This is a genomic window from Paraglaciecola arctica BSs20135 (assembly GCF_000314995.1).
In the GTDB taxonomy this organism is placed as follows: domain Bacteria; phylum Pseudomonadota; class Gammaproteobacteria; order Enterobacterales; family Alteromonadaceae; genus Paraglaciecola; species Paraglaciecola arctica.
The window spans coordinates 71,956-97,492 of sequence record NZ_BAEO01000068.1; the positions used below are offsets into that span (position 1 = coordinate 71,956).

Below are 25,537 nucleotides of genomic sequence, written 5' to 3' on the forward strand. Positions count from 1 at the left end.
TTAAGGTGTTTTTAGGAGAATATTGAAGAGATGATGTTTTTTTGTACAAATCGTAAGCAATAAAAAACCCAGCAAAAGCTGGGTTTTTTTAAATGTCTTTTGTAAAGAGACTGTCGTCGAACAATTAACGTTTTGAGAATTGAGGACGTTTACGTGCTTTATGAAGACCAACTTTCTTACGTTCAACTTTACGTGCATCACGAGTAACAAAGCCCGCTTTACGTAATGCTGGACGAAGAGTTTCGTCAAATTCCATCAAGGCACGTGTAATGCCGTGACGAATTGCACCAGCCTGACCACTAATACCACCACCGGCAACGGTGATGTAAATGTCAAACTTTTCAGTCATTTCAACTAATTCTAGCGGTTGACGCACGATCATACGTGCAGTCTCACGACCAAAGAATACGTCAAGAGGACGTTGATTTACTACAATGTTGCCACTGCCTGCGCGAAGAAAAACACGAGCGGTAGAACTTTTGCGTCGGCCAGTGCCGTAATATTGATTATCTGCCATCTGTAATGCTCCTTAAAGGTCTAAGACTTGAGGCTGCTGAGCAGCATGTGTATGCTCAGGACCAGCGAAGACTTTCATTTTGCGGAACATATCGCGTCCAAGAGGACCTTTAGGCAACATACCTTTAACCGCTTTTTCAATGATCATCTCTGGTTTGAAAGCTTGTAACTTCTCAAAGGTTGTATCTTTAAGACCGCCTGGATAACCAGAATGAGAATAATAAATCTTGCCCTTGGCTTTATTGCCAGTAACAGTGATTTTCTCAGCGTTGATCACAACTATGTAATCACCAGTGTCTACATGAGGTGTGTACTCTGGCTTATGCTTTCCGCGTAAACGGCTAGCAATCTCAGTCGCTAAGCGACCAAGAGTTTTGTCTGCGGCGTCAACCACATACCATTCACGTTTTACCGTTTCTGGCTTTGCAACAAAAGTTTTCATTTTAAAATTACCCGAAATATATAAATAATCGTTACGTTGGTTTCATGTCCGGCATTTAACTACCGACTGCTACACAAAACCGCTAAAAATCAATACCTTGACCCCTTCGAGTCGTATGATTCATCCGCTTTCCCACAAGCGGGGGCAACTGGGCAGGGCGCGAATTATACAGATGTTAAAAGAAAACGCGAGAGTAAATTTTGAGCTTTTTACTAATAAACGGGCTTTTAGCCGTAGTTTAACGCTTAGGCACTAAAAGAGCAGGATCGAGTCTTTCCTTAAACCAATTAATTCGCCAGTCTAAATGGGGGCCAGTCACACGCCCTGTAGCACCAATTTCAGCAACCAAATCACCTTGTTTGACTTTAGTTCCGGCTTTTACGTGGCCTTTACTTAGATGCAAAAAAGTAGAAGATACTCCATGGCCATGGTCGATGATCATGGTGCCACCGGAGTAATACATGTCTGGCACAAACAAGGTCACAATACCATCGGCCGGTGCGTACACAGCAGTGCCTGTTGGGCCGGCTACGTCTAAGCCGAAATGTGGGCGTTTAGGGGTGCCGTTAAAAACTCGCTGACTACCATACACTCCGCTAATTGGCCCTGCGGCCGGCCAAATAAAGTCTTGAAAAAAGTCTGTACGTTCAGCGTTTAATGAACGAGCCTTAGCTATTTGCTGATTATCTAATTTGATCCGCGCACTGACTTCTTTTGGGGGGCTGACGTATTTGCTGGGAATGCCTTCAATTTTCTGAATATCGTATGTTCTAGCTTGAAGTTGCAAAGATTGAGTGTGCTGGACTCCTTGATTATCAAACCACTTGAGTTGCTGGGTTAACTCGGCATCGCGACCAAACCCAAAAGTAAAATACCCTTCCGGTGATATTTTTATTGCAGTGTCATTTAGCCAAACTTGATGACCAACTGGAACTTGGCCTCGAATCAAACTCCCTTGGGTCATTTTGCCTTTTAACTGGAGGTCTTTAGCGATAACCCCAAAGGACAACAAACAAAAAAAACATGTGGCTAGAAACTTAAGCAAAAGCTATCGCTCCTTTACCCACGCCTTCATAAGCTAAAACCTTGAAGTCACTGTTACTCTGTAATCGTTTATGTTCATCTGCCATATACTGCGCTAAACATTCAACTGTAGTATCAGTATCTAACATTTCTGATTCCGCTTTTGGAATAGCCAATTCAAACCTGCCTTGTGACGATTCATAGGCGAACACATAATGTTGCGTGGCATCATCATCAGGAAGCGAGAAAACGGTTTCGCCGATATCAACTATGTCTTCAGTCGAGCCAATATAAATATCACACCAACGATCTGCCCAGTATTGTTGCCATTTGGTGCTTTCTTGCTGATTTTCAAACACCACCACTTTAGAGCGGTGACCATGGGCGATACGTTGGCAATTGCCATCATGTTTTTTAAGGCCGTGGGTGTAGTGATAATAAGGTGTATTAATCACTTCAGCCCTCAAGTTAAGTTCAAGACCGGCAACGTTTTCTGGCAAATGAGTGGCAATAACGTCTTTAAGATAATCACTCACCGAAGGCATAGTGACATTTGGTGAATACACAAAGGCATAAGCTTCAGCAGGACAATTTAGATGAATCGACTTGCCATCTGGTCGAATAAAGTCCACTTTAACTCGGTCCGATTTTTCATCATGTTTAACACGGCTGTATTGGTGTTCAACTGGCACTAATAACTTATGATCTATGTATTCATCAATAAGCTGTTTCAGTTGTTTCTTAACTTTACCAAAGTCCAACACCATGCTTTCTTCATTCAAATCACCGCTTAGGATCACGTCTACTATCCAGCTTTCTCCTACCATGCCACGCTCAGGGCAAAGATAAGAGAAGTCCATTACGGTTAAATCATTAACAAATAATTGCATAAAAAGTGGTTATGTCCTGTTCTGTGTAAAGTGTTTATGGGTATATTCTAAAACTATCGTTGTATTATAAAGATAACTAGTCAGAAGTCAGCTTTGTGATTTCAAAAGTTGATCTTTCAAGTTTGGTGGAATGCCTCTGATCATCAAAGTATCCGAACCGGCATCATAACTCACTCTATCACCCAATAACTTACGCTCAAAACTGAGGGAAATACCACCACCTTGACCACTAAACTTGGCTAAGGTTTTTAACACGCCGCGATCAGCTTGAAAGTGTTCTTCTACTGGCAATTCTGCACTTTGGTTAAATTCCTCAAAGCTAACATGATCACTAGGTAGTTTGGCAGCCAGTTCTTGAATTTGAATATCTTCACCCAACTCGAGTTTTTCTTTGTAATAATTGGAAACTGTTTCTCGTGCTTGATGTTTTTCTTGAGGATCTAATTGTTCAGCAGCTAAAAACGCATCCACAGTGGTTAATAACTGCTTATTCTGTTGTTTAATATCAACTAATTCTTCACAACCAATAAAATGCATAAAGAAATCAGACACTTTACGTCCCATACGACCTTTGATAAAGCTGATATAGCGAAGTTGTTCCGCTGTCACGGCTAATTGTGTCAAATCAATTCTAACCGCCAATTGCATTTTAGCTAAATCTAAATGGTCACTGCTGGTTAGCTCTAAATCTCTGCTTATTTCAACATGTTGTTTAGTGTTGATGATCGCAATCATCAAATAATCAGTGGCTAGAAACTGGTAATGACTAAACACCACAAAGCCAGTTTCAAGTGTGCCTGTATCAATTAAAGACTTTTTCAACAACTCGCTGGCTTGAATACTAAATTCAACGAAGTCATGTTTTTCAGACTGCAAATCTTCTAACAAGGTTTTAAATGACACGGCGTGAGGAGTCAGAACTTGCGGTTCTTCGTTAGCTGATGGCTCTTCACCGGCTGAGGGCTCTTCATTAGCTGATGGCTCTCTACTTACACTGACTATCTCAACATTTTCAGCGACAAAGGCGCCAACCCCTTTACCGGGTTTAGTATTAAAAGCATGATTGATTTGTTGCGCCAAGTTTTCTATCTCGGGGCTTACATCAAAACAACTCGCTCTTGGAACTAGGGTTAGTTCTTGTTGTTGGTTAACGGCTAATTGGTGTACAACAAAGTGATGGATCAACGCACTCACATTTTTTCCTTAACAAAAATCAATTAAATTTAGTCACTAACTTGAGCATATTGGTCTTTTTGTATCTCGTCGATATACAAAAATTCAACTCACCCTCGATGCTTTATTCGCATTTTATCTAGACCATTGTTATTATCGCTCAAATACACAGTGTTATTATTTCTGAGCCAAGCAACATGCCACAACAATCCAAATACTCTGACAGCCAATTTGAAGCCATAATGCATGACATCATTATTGCTATTGAGAAAAATAAAGCGAATCGAGACCTGTCACTTATGGTGTTAGGTAATGTCATAACTAATATTTTCCACCAGCAAGTTCCAGAAAACAAGCGCCAACAAATGGCCGAACAGTTTACACAAGTGCTATTAAAAAGTATCAATGGAAAATAAAAAAAGGTCGACAGGTTAAATGATCCTAGCTGAAACCCCGCGCAGAAAATTAGTAACCCAATTAGTTAATTGGGGTCATTGGTTTGCACTGCTTAATATTGTGATTGCGGTGACCATTGCCGCCATTTATATTCTTAACTCTCCGGCTCCTGGTTCAGCCGTCGGAACCTTTTACTTATTCACTAATTGGATAAGTCATATTGGATTTTTGACCTTTTTTGGTTTTGTTATTCTCATTTTACCACTTTGTTACTTAGTTCCTAACGCAAAAGCGGTCAAAGTGTTGAGTTCAGTGTTAGCGGCGTTAGGTTTAGCCTTATTGGCTTTTGATGCACTACTGTATAACAAATATGGCGTGCACCTGAGTATTAACTCGGCCCAGCTTATCCGCAATGAAACACAAACCGCGATGGCTCAGTTTGGTTGGCAGCAATGGGGATTTTTGCTGTTATTGTTTGTTGTCTGGTTGTCATTCCAATTAATTGTTGCGAATGCGTTATGGCAACGTATCGGCAGATTACAAAAACGCAAATTAGGTTTACCTATTAGTAGCTTTTTTGTCAGCTGTTTTGTTATCAGCCATGCCTTACATGTATGGGCTGATGCTAAGCTGTATCAGCCCATTGTGCAACAAGACAATATGTTTCCCTTATCCTATCCGGCTACCGCTAAAACCCTGATGGCCAAATATAGTTTGCTTGACATTGAAGACTATCAGCAACGCAAAGCACTACAGTTCAATAAAACCATCAATGGCATTACCTACCCAGCGGATCCAGTTTACTGCTCAGTAGATAGCAGCAAAAAAGTATTGTTATTATCACTGGTGGCAGGAGAAATGCCGACTTCTATAGTAGGTTTATCAAAGTTTGAGCATCACTATCTACTGCAATCATCTTTAGAGTATGGCATCACAACTGTTTTATATGGATTACCTGAGTTGTATCACGATGCATTGCAAAAATACTCGCCATTATTACTGCAAATACCCAGCTCTTTGGGACTAAATGTATCTTTGTATCTCGACAATACTAAGAATCAACAGCTCAGGACTTATCAGCAAAATTGGCAGCAATTTAAGCAAAACCTATTCAATGCATCGAGTAATTTATCTGTCGGTTTTGTTAAAGCAGAGCAATTAAATGAGCTTTTAACAGAAAGCGTATTATCGCAATATCAGGTGATAGTTACTAACCTCGTTGCTCAAAACCCGTTAAACAATTCATTACTGACCAATATTAGCGTCAATAAATCTATGACTAGTTTAGAGGACCTCGCCCCCACAGCCTTACATTTAATGGGCTGTGCGGCACAAACCACAACATATAGTACTGGAGATACTCTTACTCAAAAAAGTAAACTCAACTATATTGTCAGTACTCAAGGCAGCAAAGTATTGTTACTGACCAATGAACAAAGAATTGAGATAATGAGCAATGGCAATGTGCGTGTTTTTGACTTAAATACAGGCGACGAAGCCTTTAGCCAAGTAAATACCAATATTCTTAGCCAAGGGATTAAACATCTAAGTCACTTTTCAGCTAAACGTTCAAACAAACCTTATAAATAATCTGAACTAGCTTTTCTAAATTCATCAATAGGCTCTTGCTTTAAGAGCCTAACTTAGTTGCATGTGGTGCCTCAGAAATAGATGAACTTTCACACTATTTTTGCATTTCTGTGTTGACATCATATTAAAAGCGCCATAATGTAAATGATAACGGTTATCATTTACATTATGGCGTTTTATGTCTTATTCGTATTGTTTTACTTTTTCTGCTGTAGAAATGTCGGTTCGCTATGGCGATTACGAAACTAACAAAGACATCATTAGTTGCTACGTACACTTAGGATTGGAGCGGGCTAAAAAGTACTCTGATATATCCGCAGTGCAACAAGCACATATGCGCGTACTCAACACTTTGATAGATACTATGTGTGATAATTGCCTTGCCAGTGTTTGGCGAAAACAGTGTTATCGCTATATAAAACGTCTGTTACCCCTGTTATATGAAATGTTAGACAAACAGCAATACCAGCAAAAAGTTCAAGAAATCCAAAGCTTGCATGCCTATTTCTTCGAAGATGATCAAACCACAGATCAGCTAAAGAATAAGTATTTAATCTAGAAAATAATGCCCAATCAATTTTTGTATTTTAAGTAACAGCATTTTTATCGGTTATTTATAATTTTTTCTATCACGTCTACAATTTCTTTTGATTTTTGAACATTAAGCCCATCTGGATGTGGAGGCGAAAACTGCCCACTGTCGTTATCAAAATATTCACCTGAGTGTTCAGAAATTCCCTCTTCTAGCGCTATACGTTGCAATATTTTTGCACCAATACTTAAATCCTTTCCTGCAACACCAAACCCTTCTGTTACCATTTTTGAGGCGAGTAAAGATCCCGGATTAACAGCAATAACAGTAGGCCCTCTTCCGGCAGTTTTATCAGCAAGCGTTTTACTCCACATGGTAATAGCCAATTTGCTTTGTGCATAAGCTTCCATGTCTGTAAGTATTGCCTTACCAAGTAATGCCTGAATATTGACCGGTGCTTGAGCGGCTGAAGAAAGATTGATAACTCGCCCTGAATGCCCAAGTAACGGTAAAAGTTCTTGGGTAAGAAGGTAAGGGGAAATAGTATTCACCACAAAGCGTACATCTAGGCCATCAGCCGTAATGGGGTTATTGGTTTTAAATACGCCCGCGTTATTAATCAGAACATCAAGATGTTTATATTCATTCTTAATATTACTAATTAATTTTGAAACATCCGCAAATTCAGATAAATCTGCCAAATACGTTTTGATGCTCCCTGCATTAGGTATTGCAGACAAGAGTTTTTTTACTGAGCTTAACTTTTCACTATTACGTCCGTGTATTAACAAATCATGGCCATTAGACGCTAACAGTTTTGCCGTTTCTAAACCAATACCGTCTGTTGCACCTGTAATTAAGATTGTTTTTGCCATGTTATGCCTCCTTTAAACTGCAATAAAAAATGATTGTAACCTCGATTAATCTCGTCAAAACTAGTTTCTTTTAACGAAGACAGCATTTTATCCCGTTATTTTATATCGATAACCACTTTACCCATGCCTTGACCACTTGAAAGACGATCGTGCGCACGACCTGCTTCTTCTAAGCTAAAAGTTTGCTCATCTAACACTGGACGTAAAGCACCCGCTTCTGCTATTTCAGTCAATTTGTTAAGGATCTGAGCGTGAGCTTCTCGCTTATAATTATGCAACATAGAGATAAGCATAAAAACAACATGTAATGAAAGCCCTTTAAAATGCGCCACACTTAAATCTAATTCCACCATAGAAACGGTTGATGCAACCTGGCCATTTAACGCTGCTGCATTAAATGAATTAATCATATTTGCACCACCAACTGAGTCAAATACCACATCAAAACCAGCTCCATTTGTATGTTTAGCCACGTAATCTTCAACAGCTTCAGTTTTGTAATTAATACCCTTTGCGCCAAGCTTTTCAATTAACGTGAGTTGTTTATCACCACCACCTGTAGCAAAAACATTAGCACCCATGTAGTTAGCTAGTTGTATAGCAATATGGCCTACACCACCCGAACCACCATGTACTAATACAGTTTGATCTTTACTGGTATTAGCGCGCATTAGACCTTCGTAAGCAGTAATGCCCACTAAAGGAATGGCAGCCGCTTCACGCATGCTTAAGTTTTTTGCTTTTCTAGCAATTAAGTTAACATCTGCCACAATATATTCTGCCAAGGTTCCAGGTAAATCAACTAATCCACCAGCACAGCCGTATACTTCATCTCCTACTACAAACTGAGTCACACCTTCACCAACCGCTTCAACCGTTCCGGCAAAGTCCATGCCTAAAACAGCTGGTAATGGTGGAGCCAGAGGTAACTCTTCACCCACTAAACGGATCATTGTATCTACTGTGTTTACGCTGCTTGCTGCAATACTGACTAAAACATGGCCGGCTTTTATTTCAGGTTTTGCTATATCAGCTAGTTCAAAAACGTCTGAACCGCCAAAACTTTTTATGATCATTGCTTTCATGAGATTTCCTTCATTAATTAATTTGGATGATTTAATGAAGTCAGTATATTTACTATTGAATACCTTGATAATAGACTTGAAAGAAGAATCACTTTATAGATTATGTTGATAATCATGAATATTGAACACCTTAAACTTTTTATTAGAATTGCAGCGACCCATAACATTAGCTTAGCAGGAAGCGAATTAAGGCTATCAGCAGCGGTCGCTAGCGCGCATATCAATAAATTAGAAGCAGGCCTAGGTGTACGTTTAATTCATCGAACCACAAGAAAAGTGTCACTTACCGAAGAAGGAATAGCCTTTCTTCCTTACGCCGAAGATGTGATATCTAGCATTGAAGCAGCCCGAATGTCGGTTGGTGCCGGTAACGCTTCACCAATAGGAACATTACGTGTTGCTGCACCAGCGTCTTTTGGACGCATGCATATATTGCCTGCACTCACTAACTTTCTAACACTTTATCCTGAATTAAATGTCGATTTAAAACTCTCAGATACTATTGTTGATTTAGTTGAAGGTGGCTTTGATATTGCGATTCGTAATTCTCAATTAAAGGATTCCAGTTTAATTGCGAGAAAATTAGCAGCTGATAATAGGATTTTGTGTGCATCGCCAAGTTATTTGCAAAAACACGCAGAGCCAGCCACTCCCCAAGAGTTAAACTCCCACCAATGTATTACCTTAATGGGGCTTGATGATTGGGCATTTCAAACACCAAAAGGACAAGTAAACATTAAAGCTAAAGGTAACTTCAGAACCGACAATGGCGAAGCCGTGCGTGACGCTTGTATTAATGGACTGGGAATTACCATCAACTCTCGATGGAGTATTTATAAACACTTACAAAATGGAGAACTTATCCAAATCCTTAAAGATTACCCACTGGTAAGTGATACGGCCATTTGGGCCGTTTACCCTAGCTCTAGGTTACTTGCCCCTAAAGTGAGAGCTTTCATCGATTATTTTACTGACCAATTTGGGGATGCACCCTACTGGGAATAAAAATACTATCGAGCATAAAATAGAGTTATTTATAAAAATTCACAAAGTTATCAATATTGTTTTCCAAATAGTGATACTTAGGAAGAACAACTGAATATTAATTTAAAATATGAGGAAATATAAATGGAATATCGTCGTTTAGGTAAAGCAGGCTTAAAAGTTTCGGCTTTGTCATTGGGCTCTTGGGTTACTTTTGGCAAACAAGTTGATATTAGAGATGCAAAAAAACTATTAAAGACCGCTTACGATGGCGGCATTAACTTCTTTGATAATGCCGAAGGTTATGAAGCTGGGGGATCAGAAAAAATCATGGGCGATGCAATTTCTGGCTTAGGTTTAGCACGTGATACCTTCGCAGTTTCCTCTAAAGTATTTTGGGGAGGCGACAAAAAAATGCAAATGGGCTTAAGCGCTAAACACGTGCGAGATGCATGTGATGCTGCGCTTAAACGCTTACATGTTGACTATTTAGATTTGTACTTTTGCCATCGCCCCGATATTGATACTCCCATTGAAGAAACAGTGCGCGCTATGCACAACCTAGTTGTGCAAGGTAAAGTGATATATTGGGGTACGTCAGAGTGGTCGGCACAGCAGATTACCCAAGCCCATGCTATATCGCGTCAAGAGCATTTAACCCCACCCACTATGGAGCAACCTCAATATAATTTATTGCACCGCGATAAAGTTGAAGGTGAGTTTACTACGCTATATGAACAATATGGCATGGGCACCACAATCTGGTCACCATTAGCTAGCGGATTGTTAACGGGTAAGTATAACGATGGCATTCCTGATGACAGTCGCTTAAAACTTCCGGGTTATGAATGGCTGCGAGATTTATGGACCAGCGAAGACGGCAAACAAAAGCTCGCTAAAATTAGACAACTGACCACACTCGCTAATGAGTTAAGTATCAGCCTAACGCATTTATCCATTGCTTGGTGTTTAAAGAATCCGCATGTTAGTACGGTTATTTTAGGTGCGTCTAGATTGTCTCAACTAGAAGATAACTTAAGCGCGGTAAATGCTCTTGATAAGTTAACCCCAGAGGTTTTGGAACGCATAGAAAGTATTGTTGATAACAAACCTGCAGCTGAGGAGCGTTTTGGTCAGTAACTTGGCTTTAAAACATAGCAGTTAAACCTGCTATGTTTTTTCTATAGGTTTTTACTCAGCAGCACGAGCTTTACGGAAACCTTTTTTAAATCCAGATTTAAAAGCCTTATTCAGTAAATCCACATAATGTTCAGCAGTCGCGGCATGAGAGGTTTCCAGCCAAGTGCGATCACTGCCGTCTACCACCTGATACTGTCCCTCGTTGGTGTTCACCCAGAAAGGGCTTAGTTCTTCATCACTCATAAAACACCTATTTATTCATGCCTTTGTCGACTCTAGACTTAAGCCTATTGTTTGTTATACACACAAACATCAAAATCTGTAGTGAATTGTTGCAAGTTATCTACTAACTTCTGCTTTTTCTCAGCAGTTGCCGACCAGTAGTAAGGTGTCATCATTAACAGGTTTTCCCTTTGATCTGGTTCGGTGAGTTGCATAACAAAACTTACATTTAGCTGTTCTGCTAAAGAAAATCCATCTGGCGTTAGCTGCTCTGCTTTGTGCTCAGTAGGATTGTCGTATAAAGCCTGTTTAAATTCATATAAATGATTCGCGGCGGGATTAACTGTAATCCATATGCCAGTGGACTTTAATACACGATGAATTTCGAGCTCACTGCTGGGCGCAAAGATTTGCAATACAGTGTCCTGACTATTATTTTCAAGTGGTAATTGAAAAGTACTCGCCACTGCGAAATGGTTTTTGGGGTATTTCTTAGCGGCTTTTTGCACCGCAAACTTAGATATGTCTAAGCCACTAAACCCAATTTTAATGTCAACTTGATTGCTAGATTGACTCACCTGATCCATGTAATAACCTTCACCACAGCCAGCATCAAAAAAACTCACTTCAGTTTGATCTGCAAGTGTTGTGAGATGCCGCTTAAAGATTTCGGAAATGGCATCTGCTAAAGGCTGATAATGGCCTTGCTCTAAAAAAGCACGGCGACCATTGACCATTTGTTTGTTATCACCAGGCTGTTTGCTATTTTTATGTTGGGCCAATAATAAATTAACATAGCCTTCTTTCGCCACATCATAACTATGGCCATTTGTACAAGCCCAGGACTTATTATTAAGAAACAGCACATTTGCGCAAGAGGGGCATTTCCACGACGACATAAACTATTGATAAACCTTATTAAGACCGCATTTTTCGAAGATGGAAATTGTAACATCATCATAGACATGTTTACTTCTTTGTTATTAACTGAGCTTCTATTTTATAATTTCGTAATAAATGATTAATTTGTTTGGACTCGCCCACCAACCCAAAGGAACCAATAAATGCGCTCGATTTTTTTAATATATTTACTGCTAGTGACACAACCTGTTTTAGCCATGTCAGGTTATTACCGTTATCCCGCGTTACATAATGACACTTTGGTTTTCACCGCTGAAGGTGATTTATGGACAACCACATTAGGTGAAAAATATGCCAAGCGCTTAACCACACACCCTGCTGAAGAAATAGAATCCAGCATTTCTCCTGATGGCAATTGGGTAGCCTTTGTAGCCAATTACTCGGGCGCATCAGAAGTGCATGTTATGCCTATTCAAGGAGGTTTAGCCAAACGTATTACATTTGAAAACGTTAGGGTGAAAGTGCAGGGTTGGAGCGCCGATTCAAAAGTATTATATAGCTATAATGGCCGAGTAGGTCCTGCCGGAAACTGGACCCTCAAACAAGTTGACCCCGTTACCCTTATCACTACTACTATTCCCTTGGCTGATGCGGTGGAAGGTACAATAACAACCGATGGCAACACATTATTTTTCACTCAGTTTGGCTTACAAATATCCAATGATAATGCTCGCGCTTATCAAGGAGGCGCAAAAGGAGAGCTGTGGAAGTACAAGTTAGGATCAAATGAAGAAGCGACTCAACTTACCGTAAAACATAAAGGTTCGGCTCGTACCCCTATGATATCTGGCGAGCGTTTATATTTTATTAGCAATCAAAGCGGCAGCGACAATATTTGGTCAATGAAACTTAATGGTCGAGATCAACAACAACATACTCAATATCAAGATTGGGAAGTCAGAACCGCTCGACTAAACAACAATAAAATTGTTTACCAACTAGGTGCCGACATTAAAATTTTTGATATCTCAAGTGGGCAAAGTTCAGTGGTGGATATCGCACTTACTTCAGATTTCCCAGAGTTAAGAGAGCACTGGGTTAATGACCCTTTGAAGAACCTCACTTCGGCAAAACAAGCTGGCGATACTAAAAAAGTGTTATTAACAGCCCGAGGACGAGTTGCTATTGCCGCCACTGATGGGTCAAGATTAATTGAAATTGCGACTCCCGAAGATTCCCGAACCCGCAAGGCATTATTAAGTCACGACAAAAAGTCAGTTTATGCTCTAAACGACAGCAGCGGCGAAATGGAAATTTGGCAATATCCTGCTGATGGTTCACAGGGTGGTGAACAATTAACCTTTGATGGCAAAATATTTCGCTGGGATCTTTACCTATCGCCTGATGGGAAGTCTATCGCCCATGATGATAAAAACGGTGACTTGTGGCTGTTAAATATAGCCAGCAAAAAAAATGAAAAGGTACTCTCAAATAGTGTAGGTAATTTTCCCATCGATTCTTTGGCATGGTCTAGCAACAGCCAACTTATCGCTATCACTTATACGGAAGTAAAAGCAGAGCGTAGCCAAATATTGCTCATTGATACCTTAAACAACAAACACCAGACTCTTACAAGTGAGAAGTATGCTTCGTTTTCACCGGCATTTTCTAGCGATACAAATTGGTTGTATTTTTTATCTGACCGTCACTTTGACAGCTTCCCTAATTCACCTTGGGGAGACAGAAATATGGGCGCAAGTTTTGATAGAAGAACAGAAATTTTTGCTATTGCCTTAAAAGAAGAAGCAAAATTTCCATTCGAACAACCTACTGAACTCGATGGGCTAGATACACAAAAAGACCCCGAAGTAGATAATGAAAAAGACCAAGCTGATGGTCAGAAAGATACAGATTCATCGGAAGAAAAAACCACTGCAGACCAGCCAAAAATCGCTGTGGATTGGCAAAACATTAACGACAGATTATGGCAAGTTCCTGTTGCATCTGGTAACTACTCAAAAATGTTAGCAAACAAAAAGTTCTTATATGTGCTGGACAAAATTACCGAACCTAACAGCCAAGCAGAATTAAAATCGATAAAAATAGAACCTAAAAGCAAATCTAGTACTTTCTTAGGATCGGTGCAGTCTTTTGGTTTGTCTGACGATGGTCAGACACTATTTTTGCAGAAAACGGGCAGCAAAAAAGACATGTATCTGGTATCGGCTAACGCCAAATTTTCAAGTACCGCAAAAGACACTAAAGTAAATACCTCCGACTGGAAGTTACATGTCAACCCGCAGCAAGAGTGGCAGCAGATATTTCACGACGCCTGGTTAATGCATCGTGATTCGTTATTCGATAAAAACATGCGCGGATTAGATTGGTCTGCAGTCAAACAAAAGTATCAACCTTTGTTAGCACGTTTGACCGATCGTAATGAGTTAAACGATATATTTAAACAAATGATGGGCGAATTAAATACCTTACACTCCCAAGTGCGGGGTGGCGACTTGCCAAAGGATAACAACACCGCCAAAGCTGCGACTTTAGGCGCAGAATATTCTCAGGATAAACAAGGCGTGAAAATTGAACATATTTATAGCAATGACCCTGAACTTATCAGCCGCCTATCGCCACTAGCCAAGCCCGGTGTTAACGCTAAAGTAGGCGATATCATTAGCGCCATTAATGGTCAAAGTATACAAACCATTCCCGACATTGCTAAGGCGCTACAAAATCAAGCTGGAAAACAAGTATTGCTGAGTCTAACTCGAGCAACAGAGCAACTAAAAACTGTAGTCAAACCCAGTTCAACTAGAGACGATTATTACAATCGTTATTTCGATTGGGTGACGCAGAATCAACAAAAAGTGCATCAAGCTAATGATGAGTTAGGTTATTTACATTTACGTGCAATGGGCGCTGGTGACGTGGCTAATTTTGCTAGAGAATTCTATGCGCAATATAAAAAGCAAGGACTTATCATTGACGTCAGACGTAATAATGGTGGCAATGTCGATAGCTGGATATTAGAAAAACTACTCAAAAGAGCTTGGTCATTTTGGCAAGTGCGCGGTGGCGAATCCTTTACTAACATGCAACAAACCTTCAGAGGACATTTAGTTGTATTGGCAGATCAATTTACCTATTCAGACGGAGAAACCTTTACCGCTGGTATTAAAGCCCTAAAGCTCGGTACAGTAATTGGTAAACAGACAGCAGGCGCAGGTGTGTGGTTAAGTGGTCGTAATAGACAAACAGACGGAGGTATGTCTCGAGTAGCCGAATATCCTGTTTACGCCATAGACGGCCGCTGGATCACAGAAGGCAGAGGTATCTCTCCAGATATCGAAGTCGACAATTTACCCTACGCGACTTTTAATGGTGAAGATGCGCAATTGCAGGCGGCAATTAAATTACTTCAGAAAAAGATTAACAAAGATCCCGTTAAACCTTTGAAAGTTAGATCTTTTCCTAAGGTCAATGTGCCGGCTGATGATATAATCGATTAACAATAAGCTGAGTGCAAAGCTATCGCTAACTAGGAGAAAAAGAGTCATGTTTAAACAGGTCTCAATACTGACAGTGTTATTACTATTAATGACGTTTAGCAGCAGCAGCTTTGCCAACCAGTGCAAAACTGACCAAATAAAATTACAAGTTTTGGGCTCTGGTGGCCCTGAACTTGACGATGGCCGAAATTCCAGCGGCTATTTAATTTGGTATCAGAATAAAGCCCGCGTACTCATAGATGCTGGCGCGGGTTCAAGTGTTGAATATGGGCGAAGTGGCGCTAAGTTTGAAGATTTACAGGGTATTTTACTGACTCATTTACATGTCGATCATAGTGCTGACTTAGCCGCGTTTATTAAAGGTAGTTACTTTACTTCAAGAAGTACTAACCTCCTCCTCTATGGCCCAGCTGCAAACGATCTAATGCCTTCAACTAGTGACTATCTGCAACGATTAATGGGTGACAAAGGTGCGTTTGCGTACCTAAAAGATTATGTCAACAAACGCCATGACTCTGACTACAAGGTTGTTGCAACAGATGTTCCACTAGTAATAGGACAGACCTTTGACTACTCACTTGGAAACAACATCAAAGCTAAGGCTACTTTTGTGCACCACGGTCCAGTAGCGGCTGTCGCTTGGCGAGTTGAGCTGGCTGGATGTAGTATTGTGTTTTCTGGCGATATGAATAATCAATTTGATGTGCTTAGTGCATTCGCTAATGGGGCCGATATATTAGTAGCCAATAATGCGGTACCCGATAATGCTTCTGGTGCAGCTATCAACCTACATATGACACCATCTACAATAGCCAAGATAGCTAAAAAAGCCCAAATCAAACAACTTGTGTTATCACATTTTATGAAACGCACCTTAGCCGTTCAAAAAGAAACAAAAAGCATCATTAGCCAAAAGTATCCTGGGCCGATATACCTTGCAACTGATGGTATGGTTGTTAGCTTGTAAACCCTTCATCCTTGAAACTGCACCTTTGTTGGCTACATTCTTTCGCCCCAATCACTTAGTGTACTAAGCTCATGGGATCTCATTCATTTGCCGCCTCGGTGCAATCCCAATGATTTTGGGTATAGGCTATTTATTTGCTTGATTGCAGCGCTATAAACCTATCGGTGATGACCTTTAACCCTTTGCCTTTATTATTAATTTTCCAAGCTAAAAAGGATTCTACACCGCCTTTTTGTTGTATGCCTAGAGGTAACAGAATGCCTTTATCAAGATAACCTTGGATCCGATGTTTTGGTATATTGCCAATACCTATACCTGCCAATATTGCATGTATTTTTTGATCCATGTTTTGCACATAAAACATCTGACCATCACTGCTTAACCCTTCACTGCGTGTTATTCCGCTAAATGACGTATCGTGAATAACAATACGCCTAAGCTGTGCCAACAATCTCTCTGTATTTTGTTTATTATCTAACTGTTTTGCTAAGGCGTGATTAGCTGCAATGACAGGTACTAATTCACCACGCTCAATAACAACCGCTCTATAACCTTTTAGCGAAGGTACGGGCCCCGGAGCCCCTACCAACAAGTCAACTCTACCTTGCTCTAACGCTTCCCATCCGCCGTTTAATACACATTCAGATATATCAATTTCGACTGTTGGAAATTCCAGCAAAAACGCACTTATTACTTGAAAAAAATCTACATAAGACTGCAGTGATTCAATACCAATACTGATCCGAGGCTCCCACCCCGTTGCTACTTCCTTGGCTTTGTCAGCCAACCTGCGGGTAGTTTGCAAAATTTCTCTGCCTTCGGCCAAGATCAAACGCCCCGCTGGGGTTAAAACTGAACGACGACCCAAACGTTGAAATAACGAAATCCCAAGTTGCTCTTCAAGTTTCTGTACTGCGTAAGAAATGGCAGAAGTGGCTTTGTTCAGCTCTTCTGCTGCTTTTGCAAAACTGCCACGCCGCTCGATAGCATCAAGAGTTTCAAGCACCTCTATACTAATTGGATTTCTAGCCACTGCATCAACGCCCCATTGTTCTAATAATTAGAACATATTAAACATATTTACCCCCTTATTCCAAATATTCAACTCAGTACAATGGCCCCATCAGTTACCTAAACACTTTATTGGAACAACAAAATGAAAACATTTATCAATACATTAACCTCAACAAAATTGGGTCTAGATACCCTGCCGGTTCGTATAGGTGCAGGGATCATATTTACCGCTCACGGCGCTCAAAAGCTATTTGGCTGGTTTGGCGGCTATGGTTTAGAAGGCACGGCAGGTTGGATGGAATCAATAGGTCTTGCTCCCGGTACTTTAATGGCAGCTTTGGCAGGTGGTGCTGAATTTTTTGGTGGTTTGTTATTAATAGCAGGATTATTGGTACGCCCTACTGCAGTGGTTTTAGCCGTAACTATGTTGGTAGCAATTTGCACAGTGCATATTCAAAACGGCCTGTTTATGTCCAATGGCGGTTACGAATTTGGTTTGGCGTTGTTAGTTATAAGCGTGGGTTTAGCGATTAGAGGCGCAGGAAGCCTGAGCTTGGACAATCTATTACACAACAAATTTAGCAATCAATAAACCTAACTCTTAATCGTAACTATTAATCGAAACTTATCTGGAGAATACAATGAGCATATTACATATAGATACTAGCGCCCGCTTAACAGGCTCGAATACTCGCATAATTGGGCAGTACCTAGTGAATGAATTAAACGCAGGGGTAGTGCACCGTGATCTGGCTGTTAACCCTTTACCTCCAATTAGCGCGCAAGATCTAATGGGTGTACATGGTTCATCTGATGATCAACGGGACAGTTTGCACTCTCATTTGGCCCTGTCCGATCAATTGATCCAAGAACTAAAAGATGCCGATACTCTAGTTATTGGCGCGGCGATGTACAATTTTGGTATACCTGCATCGTTAAAGCAGTGGATCGATGCTATATGCCGAGCTGGTGTGAGTTTTAAATATACCGAGCAGGGACCAGTGGGATTATTGAATATTAAACGAGCATTCATTATTACTGCTACTGGCGGTACCCCTGTAGGCAGCGATATGGATTTTGCCAGTGATTACTTGGCACATATCTGTAATTTTATAGGGGTTAAAGAAGTAGTACATATTGATGCCGGTGGTTCAAAAGGTTCACCTGAACAAATCATCGAATCGGGCAAACTACAAATTGACAGTTTTTTAGAAAATGAGCAAACCAACGAAGATTTAGCGGTCGCATAATGGGCTTACTACAACAAGGAAAATGGGTCGACAAGTGGTACGACACTAAAAACAGCGGCGGCGAGTTTCGCCGCCAAGACAGTCGTTTTAGAAGTTGGATAACCGCAAATGGTGAAGCCGGCCCCAATGGCGTGCAAGGTTTCAAAGCTGAAAAAGGTCGTTATCATTTATATGTCTCTTTGGCTTGCCCTTGGGCGCACCGAACACTTATTTTCAGAGCATTAAAGGGTTTACAAGAATACATCGATGTCACGGCTGTCGAGCCTATTATGCTAGAAAATGGTTGGGAGCTTAGGGAGCCATTGTATGGCTTTGATTATGCCTACCAACTGTATTTAAAGGCAGATCCGAATTATGAAGGTAGAGTCACAGTGCCCATTTTATGGGATAAACACACCCAAACGATTGTCAGCAACGAATCATCAGAAATTATTCGCATGTTTAATACTGCCTTTAATCATTTAACTGGTAATCACAGTGATTATTATCCTGAGGACTTGCGTAGCCAAATAGATGCTGTGAACAAACGAGTGTATGACACCATTAACAATGGCGTCTATCTCTCTGGTTTTGCCACTACGCAACAAGCATACGAAAAAGCGTTCAAGGCGTTATTTGAGTCACTCGATTGGGTTGAAGATATTTTATCTAAACAACCCTATCTGGCAGGTGAGCAATTGACTGAAGCCGATTGGCGTTTATTTACGACCTTAATACGATTCGATGCAGTGTACTTCGGCCACTTTAAAACCAATCGCCAGCAAATTGCAGACTACCCAGCTTTGAGTAACTACGTACGAGAGTTGTATCAAGTTGCAGGCATTGCCGAAACCGTGAATTTTGAACATATCAAAACACATTATTATGGCAGTCATCTTACAATTAACCCCACAGGGATTATACCGGTAGGGCCAGCGCAGGATTTTACCAAAGCCCATAATCGTCAAAGTTTATAAATAAATGAACTGTGAATACAACGTGAAAATCAATGTTAATAAGGGGTATCTGATTTTCACGTGGTCGCGGCATAACAGAGCATCCGAGGTTGTTTAAATACCTTAAAGCTTAGGAAATAACCGTGTTTTTATTAGCCTTTAAAAATGGGGATCCTTAATCCCCAAGATGGCTAAGTTTCAGTTGTTGCTCCCAGAAATATAGGTGCTTCTGTTACCTATTAATTCTAGAAACAACGAAGCTTAAAATGAGCCATTAGATAAATCCTCTGATAAACTATTAGTAAGAAGTCAGTTAGCTAATATAAAACATGTCATTAAACACGCTGTAATTGGGTGTCTAGATTATTCCTACTCTAAAAGTAAAATGAGTCATCTAATATGTATTTAATCATTAAACATTCCCATTTAACCTTAGTTGTAATCAGCGTTAGTTTTCTAATTATTCGTGTTATTGCGGTATCTGCAAAGGCACAATGGTTACAAAAAAAGTGGGCCAAAGTTACCCCACATGTAATCGACACATTTTTATTAGCAACTGCCATCACGCTAATATTGATGATCCAACAATATCCCATTGTAAATCATTGGCTCAGCGCAAAAATAATCGGATTATTTGGCTATATACTCTGTGGGGCACTTGCCTTAAAAGGCGACAAGAGTGTGGTTTCTAGATTTTCGTTTTTATTACTAGCACTTAGTTGTATTACTTACATGGCCTTAGTCGCTATTACAAAACAACCACTACCATTTTATTTGTAATCACGGGGATCTATTCTTTAGCATTTAAAAGTTAGGCAACTGACTTAAACAAAATAAAAATACTCTTAGGTTTTCTTTACATTTGAAAATGAGGATAATAATTTCTATTAACCTTCCTATACCTATTGGGTTAACTATACTGTCCGAAATTAGTACGAAATGATTAATTAGTTAACCCACATATCAAACTCGTTTTAATGGAAATCTGCTCGCAGTTGCAAAGCTACTTTACTCTCAAATGCCTTAATTTGAACATTCAGCAAGGCTTTTTTTTGTTCATGTTGAATACTATCTAGTTGCTGCATCAATGCTAAGGCGGCGTAGGCACTAAATTGATTATGATGGTTGACCCAAAAACCCGATTGATTAGGAGCCTGAATAAGTGACAGGAACTGAGGCAAGGCTTGCTTTATCAGTTTGGGGTGTGATGATAGCAAGGCCTTTTGCAAAGGCACCAAACTAAAAAACCGAGTGGTTTTTAAGGTGACTTGATTGACTAATTGTCGCGCGATATCAGGGTTTTCTTTTTGTGTAATCAAGCTTAAATAGTTTTGCCAAAATCTAGCGTCGGGGGAATCACCATAAAGTGACGCGGTATGGGAAAACCATCTTTGTGCCTGCTCAGGCATAGAATCCTTGGAATATAGCAACGCCAAGTAGATGCTATTTACTGGCGAGCCATCATCAATTTCTAAACAAACTTTCATTGCCTCGATAGACTCTGAAAGCTGTCCCCTTTGACTAAGTATTTTGGCTTTCCATACATAAGCCCAGGTGAAATTACTATCAATATCGATGGCGTGGTCTACTGATGCTAATGCTTTAGGCATCTCATTACGCCAAAAGTGCACAATAGCTTTGTTTACATTTATCCAAGGTGAAAGAGGATCTATTTGCAGCGCTTTATCAGCATAAATCAGTGCCACATCAAACTGATTTTTGGCCAAGGCCAACTCTGAATAAACATATAGGCCTCTGGTATTCGAGGCATCTACACTTAATACTTTATTGATTAATTGCTCGGCTGCATCAAACTGAAAATTTTCAATCGCTAACAATGCCCCAGCAAGAAGCGCGTTAATGTCATTAGGATCAAGTTGTAAGGCTGTATCAATAGCCACTCTAGCCTTTGTTACCGCAACGGCCTTTTCCATGTAGATGTCATGATAATTATATCTTGCGTAGATAAACGCTAAACTGCCAAACGCCGCAGCAAAATTAGGGGCAAGTTGAGTTGCTCTTAAGAATGCTGCTTCTGCTTGAAAAAACCACTCGCTGGTTTTTCCATTCATCCACCAGTAATTGCCCTGAAGATAGGCTCGGTAAGCATTAATATCCACATTTCCGCTTACTGTTGTAAAATTTGCTTGTTCGCTTTGCCCAAACAGTTGCGCATTTATATCTGCGATTACCTTAGAATTTAAGGTCAGCAGTTTTTGCATGTTATCTTCATACACTTGTGACCAAATCACCTTATTACTTTGCTTTTCGACCAAATGCACTAAGACCCGAATGCGCTCATTCGCCTCAGTAATACTGCCTTCTACCAAATACCCAAGATTCAATTTTTCAACTATAGAATCTAACGCACCAGAGTCTCTAGCAAGGGCAATAGAAGAATAGTGTGCCAACACGGTAACCTTATCTGACTTAGCCAGAGCGATTGATAACTCCTCTGGAAGCATCTCAGCCAAATAATCATTGCTAGCATCACCAGTAAGATTGCGCCATGGTAAAAAAGCGATGACCGTTTCTGTCTTTGTGTGGTTATTTTCAATATTCTGAGTAAGTACCTCTGGCGTAGATCCTTGATTCTCAGGAGTTTTCGGTAATAAAACAAAGATCAACAGAGCAAGCATTAAGCTCAACACTATAAGTGCTGCAACTTTGCCCTTATTAAGTGATGAGATTAACCCTGATTTTTTGCTGTGTTTTGTGCTGAATTTAATAAATTCTTGTCTACTCAACCAAGTGACGTCTGTTGACAACCGGTAACCTTTTTTAGGCACAGTATGAATTATCTGGCGAGCTTTACTATCGTTGAAGGTCAGGCGAAGCTGCGAGATGATCCGTGTCAGAGCATCCTCCATCACCACACGTCCATGCCATACTTTCTCCATTAATTCTTGTCGACTAACAGTCTCGCCGGCAAACAAAGCAAGCTGATAAAGAACATGAATGGCTTTTGGCTCTAAGTGACGACTTTGTTCACCAAAAAATACTCTATGATCGCCCACATCAATGTAGTAGTCACCTAAACGGAAATAACTATTTTCAGGTAGCACTTGTTCAGTCAATTATCTGGTCCAACACAATTATCTTCCTAGTATGGGTATATAACCTCCAAAATCGGCTTTTCATCACCATTTCATCAGCTTTTTATCTGTTGTTCCTCAGGAATATTCCCTACCGGTTCACCATACTCATCAAACACAAAGGGTACAAGCAAGTAGCACAAGTAATCATAAATCACTAACAGATATACGTTAATCACTCAAGCAAACAAAAAAGGTAGGTCATTATGAAAATTGCAATCAAATCATACTATCCAGCGGCCTTAGCTTTGCTGACGATAATGTCAGCTAGCCAAGCATCGGCAACTGATACAACAGCAGCTTCAGGACTGAAAGTAAAAACCAGCGTAGTTGAGGTCATAGGTGTACGAGAAATTGAGTCAGGAAAATTTGCACAGGGTATCCGTAAAAGCAAAGCGGCTTTAGTCAAAACTTCTAACCAGTCTTTACGTAAACCACTTCTTGATAACTTGTGCGTCGCTCATTTAGCCATTAACAATATGCAACAGGCAAACCAATACTGCCAAGCAGCCGTTAACACAGGTAAAGCATCAGTTGTTTCCTATAATAACCGTGCAGTGATGCACTATGTTCAGGGAAACCTAGAGGCGAGCCTCGAAGATTTAGATGTAGCCAGTCATTTTCGTCAATTCCAAAATATGGTGGCAGGTAACCTGAAGATAGTTAATCAGCACAACATACTGAGCAACAATGATGGCTTGAAAACTGAAGAAGACTCATCGCTTGTGGCGATCACCAATCGTTGAAAGTAACTTCGCCTTTGTTTGTATTAATCGACAAAGGCGTCACTAACCTAATCCTGATTAATGAAGATGATTAATGAAGACACCCAACGTAATTCAGTAACCAATCACTGAATATTAATGAAGACACCCAACGCAATTCGGTCTAATCAACAAGCATAAAGTGATCGGTATATTCCACTATTGAGTTTTAAAAAATAAGAAATTCAGGCCTATTGGGGATTTGGCTTATTGAATGCAACTAAATAATTCGCCAATTCAAATTTCAAACAACACCATTGAGCACAGGTAGTGCTGGAAGCGTTGAAAGTGTGTGCGCTGAAGTGTTGTTCGAACTCTGTGTTTAGTGTTACCCATTGTTCTGAGTTGAGGCCCAACTGCTCTAGAATAGCGCTGTTGGAATGCTTTATGTAGCCGGCTTTATCATCTCGAATACAACGGCCTGTGCAATCGACTAATTCACAGTTATCAATCAAGCTATAGGTAATGCCTTTGGCATGTTTTGTCTGTGATTCCCCATGAAACGCATGAAACTAAGGGTCTGCTTTCCATTGATGAGAGCGTGAATACGTTGCTGAATACTGGTGTGTTTTGACGTTTCTGGTGTGGTATCCATCTTGGCGCGAATAGGATTTAAGTCTACAAAAGCCTTACAGGCTAAAGCGCACTTTCATATAATAAATCCTAAGATTTGAATCGTCCCGCAAAGGGTGCCTGTTTAGTGCATTTGGAGTTTCTGCATATGAAACCCACTAGTTAGTTGTTGCCTTTAATAGTTGCTTAACACGCCAAAACATAAAACGTTGCAGCCAGCTCCGATTACCCCAAGGCCGCCAAGTTTTAATCAAGTTATTTCTGTATGCATCAAAATGCATGCCATGGGGTGCGTGAATTACTTTGCCACGTTTTAATAGTATTTTTAATACATTGGTACAAAGCGTTCCTGCAGCTAATGAAATCCCCATACAAGTTGACGGAACTTTCTTTTTAAGGAAGTTAACCGATGACTTATCAACTAAATAATGACGTTGCTGCACCGAAGGAGAAACGCCAATAACGAAGCGAATAATATTATCATTAAAAATTTGAGCTCTTTCATCATCACTGGCATTTGCTGCAGCATCAACAATTGAAAAGTACTCGTCGAAAGACATTTTCCCAGGCATAAATACTAAAAAAGCGGTCCCCATTCCCATTGGCGCTGCGGTTATCGTTGGAATTCCCTTTTCATAACATCGACGAAAAACTTTGCGTCTAATTTCCAAAGCAAAAATATCTAGACTATCAACGTAGATGTCGACCCCTTCTAAAAACGCTTCAATATTTCCTTCATTAATTCCTGAGTCAAAGTTTTTTATGTTAGCCTCAGGGTTGATGCCCCTGATAGTTTTTTCCATAACGGCAGCCTTGGGTTGCCCCAAAGTTGACATATTGGCACCTGCTTGACGATTAAAATTAGCGACATCATAATCATCTAGATCAGAGATGTGAAAATTTCCAATGCCCAAGCGGGCTAATACTATTGCGTGGTCACCTCCCACTCCACCCAAACCACCAATGGCAACCTTAGAATTTCTAAGTTGTTGCTGTTCTTTTTTAGTAACCCAACCTATATTTCGCGAAAATGCTTCTTCATAGTTGAACATCAGGATCCTTAAATACTAAAAAATTGAAGTTGTAACGTTCACACCGACCCCCTTCTTAATTTAATCAAATATTTGCATTAGAGGATCATGTAAATACCACAAAATCACCTTACCTATCTCTCAAATATTCATCAAAAATCACTGATACATCCGACAGAATTTAATTAAATATTTATAGTGATTTAACAAAAACTGTCTTTTAGCATCTCTGTTTAGAATAGAGCCCTAAAGTACAAGCGACCTCAATGATATACCCGAAATAGCAGTTAAATAAGTATGACTAGTCATATCAAGTAACTAACATAGATAAGCTAAATCCGATTAATTAACGAAATACGCATTTTTTATCAAGCCGCATTTTTTATCAAACCACCCATCATTTTTTATCAAGCCACCCATAATTAGATTTTGAGACTAACCAAAATATTCAATATCGATTTTGAGCGTGAAAATGACTTGGATTGATTGAGGTGTGGAAGCTGAGGGTTAGTTTCAGCCTATTTGGTGGGAATAATAGGTATTTAACGGGATTGTGAGCACAACTGTGCCTTATCGGTGATAAGTTAACTGCTTATTAGGTTATGCGCAGCGTAAAAGTGCTTTTGCTTTACCCATGCCTCGAATGCGTTGATGGCCTGTGTGC

24 protein-coding genes and 1 pseudogene are annotated in these 25,537 nt (G+C 40.1%); 12 read left to right on the plus strand and 13 right to left on the minus strand.

What is annotated here, in order from left to right:
- Positions 1-124: 124 nt before the first annotated feature.
- The 5 genes from rpsI to yejK all read right to left on the minus strand — a co-directional run bounded on the left by rpsI (position 125) and on the right by yejK (position 4,065).
- Complete coding sequence (gene rpsI / locus GARC_RS24915; protein ID WP_007625787.1) at positions 125-517, minus strand: 30S ribosomal protein S9; 393 nt, start codon at positions 515-517, stop codon at positions 125-127.
- 12 nt (positions 518-529) lie between these two features.
- A complete protein-coding gene (rplM, locus tag GARC_RS24920) occupies positions 530-958 on the minus strand; it encodes a 50S ribosomal protein L13 (protein WP_007625789.1) in 429 nt (142 codons plus the stop codon).
- Between the two features lie 238 nt (positions 959-1,196).
- A complete protein-coding gene (locus tag GARC_RS24925) occupies positions 1,197-2,003 on the minus strand; it encodes a M23 family metallopeptidase (protein WP_007625790.1) in 807 nt (268 codons plus the stop codon).
- On the minus strand, positions 1,996-2,871 hold the full coding sequence (locus GARC_RS24930; RefSeq protein ID WP_007625791.1) for a 6-pyruvoyl trahydropterin synthase family protein: 876 nt from the start codon (positions 2,869-2,871) through the stop codon (positions 1,996-1,998). The genes GARC_RS24925 and GARC_RS24930 overlap by 8 nt, the downstream gene beginning before the upstream one ends.
- An 87-nt stretch (positions 2,872-2,958) precedes the next feature.
- Positions 2,959-4,065, minus strand: coding sequence for a nucleoid-associated protein YejK (gene yejK, locus GARC_RS24935; protein ID WP_007625792.1), 1,107 nt, complete (start codon positions 4,063-4,065; stop codon positions 2,959-2,961).
- Between the two features lie 176 nt (positions 4,066-4,241).
- Between yejK and GARC_RS24940 the strand changes: the two genes are divergently transcribed.
- From GARC_RS24940 to GARC_RS24950, 3 genes are all read left to right on the plus strand, one after another.
- Positions 4,242-4,460 (plus strand): YejL family protein, encoded by a 219-nt coding sequence (locus tag GARC_RS24940; protein WP_039990500.1) that lies wholly within the window; start codon positions 4,242-4,244, stop codon positions 4,458-4,460.
- A 19-nt stretch (positions 4,461-4,479) separates the two neighbouring features.
- Positions 4,480-6,030, plus strand: a complete 1,551-nt coding sequence (locus GARC_RS24945; protein WP_007625798.1) for a DUF3413 domain-containing protein — start codon at positions 4,480-4,482, stop codon at positions 6,028-6,030.
- Positions 6,031-6,208: 178 nt separating this feature from the next.
- Positions 6,209-6,589 carry a hypothetical protein gene (locus tag GARC_RS24950; RefSeq protein ID WP_007625800.1) on the plus strand — a complete coding sequence of 127 codons (381 nt, stop codon included), beginning with the start codon at positions 6,209-6,211 and terminating at the stop codon, positions 6,587-6,589.
- 44 nt (positions 6,590-6,633) lie between these two features.
- On the opposite strand, the gene GARC_RS24955 is transcribed toward GARC_RS24950, so the two are convergent.
- Entirely contained in the window at positions 6,634-7,437 is an 804-nt protein-coding gene (locus tag GARC_RS24955; RefSeq protein ID WP_007625802.1) for an SDR family NAD(P)-dependent oxidoreductase, read from the minus strand.
- Positions 7,438-7,532: 95 nt separating this feature from the next.
- Complete coding sequence (locus GARC_RS24960; RefSeq protein ID WP_007625804.1) at positions 7,533-8,522, minus strand: zinc-dependent alcohol dehydrogenase family protein; 990 nt, start codon at positions 8,520-8,522, stop codon at positions 7,533-7,535.
- A gap of 114 nt (positions 8,523-8,636) precedes the next feature.
- Here GARC_RS24960 and GARC_RS24965 point away from each other — a divergent pair, with 114 nt between their 5' ends.
- Together GARC_RS24965 and GARC_RS24970 are read left to right on the plus strand one after the other, a co-directional pair.
- Positions 8,637-9,527 (plus strand): LysR family transcriptional regulator, encoded by an 891-nt coding sequence (locus GARC_RS24965; RefSeq protein WP_007625806.1) that lies wholly within the window; start codon positions 8,637-8,639, stop codon positions 9,525-9,527.
- A 123-nt stretch (positions 9,528-9,650) separates the two neighbouring features.
- Complete coding sequence (locus GARC_RS24970; protein WP_007625808.1) at positions 9,651-10,646, plus strand: potassium channel beta subunit family protein; 996 nt, start codon at positions 9,651-9,653, stop codon at positions 10,644-10,646.
- A gap of 51 nt (positions 10,647-10,697) precedes the next feature.
- Here GARC_RS24970 and GARC_RS24975 read toward each other — a convergent pair whose 3' ends face one another.
- Together GARC_RS24975 and GARC_RS24980 are read right to left on the minus strand one after the other, a co-directional pair.
- A complete protein-coding gene (locus GARC_RS24975) occupies positions 10,698-10,889 on the minus strand; it encodes a hypothetical protein (RefSeq protein WP_007625809.1) in 192 nt (63 codons plus the stop codon).
- A 44-nt stretch (positions 10,890-10,933) separates the two neighbouring features.
- Entirely contained in the window at positions 10,934-11,767 is an 834-nt protein-coding gene (locus GARC_RS24980) for a putative RNA methyltransferase (protein ID WP_081587622.1), read from the minus strand.
- A 165-nt stretch (positions 11,768-11,932) separates the two neighbouring features.
- On the opposite strand from GARC_RS24980, the gene GARC_RS24985 reads away from it, so the two are divergent.
- Positions 11,933-15,244 (plus strand): S41 family peptidase, encoded by a 3,312-nt coding sequence (locus GARC_RS24985; protein ID WP_007625813.1) that lies wholly within the window; start codon positions 11,933-11,935, stop codon positions 15,242-15,244.
- A 46-nt stretch (positions 15,245-15,290) separates the two neighbouring features.
- A complete protein-coding gene (locus tag GARC_RS24990) occupies positions 15,291-16,211 on the plus strand; it encodes an MBL fold metallo-hydrolase (protein ID WP_007625814.1) in 921 nt (306 codons plus the stop codon).
- 130 nt (positions 16,212-16,341) lie between these two features.
- Here the strand turns inward: GARC_RS24990 and GARC_RS24995 are convergent, their stop codons facing one another.
- Positions 16,342-17,244, minus strand: coding sequence for a LysR family transcriptional regulator (locus GARC_RS24995; protein WP_007625815.1), 903 nt, complete (start codon positions 17,242-17,244; stop codon positions 16,342-16,344).
- Between the two features lie 123 nt (positions 17,245-17,367).
- Between GARC_RS24995 and GARC_RS25000 the strand changes: the two genes are divergently transcribed.
- The 4 genes from GARC_RS25000 to GARC_RS25015 all read left to right on the plus strand — a co-directional run bounded on the left by GARC_RS25000 (position 17,368) and on the right by GARC_RS25015 (position 20,190).
- Positions 17,368-17,817 carry a DoxX family protein gene (locus GARC_RS25000; RefSeq protein WP_007625816.1) on the plus strand — a complete coding sequence of 150 codons (450 nt, stop codon included), beginning with the start codon at positions 17,368-17,370 and terminating at the stop codon, positions 17,815-17,817.
- Positions 17,818-17,866: 49 nt separating this feature from the next.
- Positions 17,867-18,475, plus strand: a complete 609-nt coding sequence (locus GARC_RS25005) for an FMN-dependent NADH-azoreductase (RefSeq protein WP_007625818.1) — start codon at positions 17,867-17,869, stop codon at positions 18,473-18,475.
- A complete protein-coding gene (locus GARC_RS25010) occupies positions 18,475-19,431 on the plus strand; it encodes a glutathione S-transferase family protein (RefSeq protein ID WP_007625820.1) in 957 nt (318 codons plus the stop codon). The genes GARC_RS25005 and GARC_RS25010 overlap by 1 nt, the downstream gene beginning before the upstream one ends.
- Positions 19,432-19,809: 378 nt before the next feature.
- Entirely contained in the window at positions 19,810-20,190 is a 381-nt protein-coding gene (locus GARC_RS25015; protein ID WP_007625822.1) for a SirB2 family protein, read from the plus strand.
- A gap of 194 nt (positions 20,191-20,384) precedes the next feature.
- Here GARC_RS25015 and GARC_RS25020 read toward each other — a convergent pair whose 3' ends face one another.
- Positions 20,385-22,487, minus strand: a complete 2,103-nt coding sequence (locus tag GARC_RS25020; protein WP_007625824.1) for a winged helix-turn-helix domain-containing protein — start codon at positions 22,485-22,487, stop codon at positions 20,385-20,387.
- A 224-nt stretch (positions 22,488-22,711) separates the two neighbouring features.
- Between GARC_RS25020 and GARC_RS25025 the strand changes: the two genes are divergently transcribed.
- Positions 22,712-23,251, plus strand: a complete 540-nt coding sequence (locus GARC_RS25025) for a hypothetical protein (RefSeq protein WP_007625825.1) — start codon at positions 22,712-22,714, stop codon at positions 23,249-23,251.
- A gap of 317 nt (positions 23,252-23,568) precedes the next feature.
- Here GARC_RS25025 and GARC_RS27505 read toward each other — a convergent pair.
- Positions 23,569-23,909: pseudogene (locus GARC_RS27505) on the minus strand (transposase); the annotation flags it as partial.
- Between the two features lie 91 nt (positions 23,910-24,000).
- Positions 24,001-24,894 carry a ThiF family adenylyltransferase gene (locus GARC_RS25035; RefSeq protein WP_007625828.1) on the minus strand — a complete coding sequence of 298 codons (894 nt, stop codon included), beginning with the start codon at positions 24,892-24,894 and terminating at the stop codon, positions 24,001-24,003.
- Positions 24,895-25,537 lie beyond the last annotated feature (643 nt).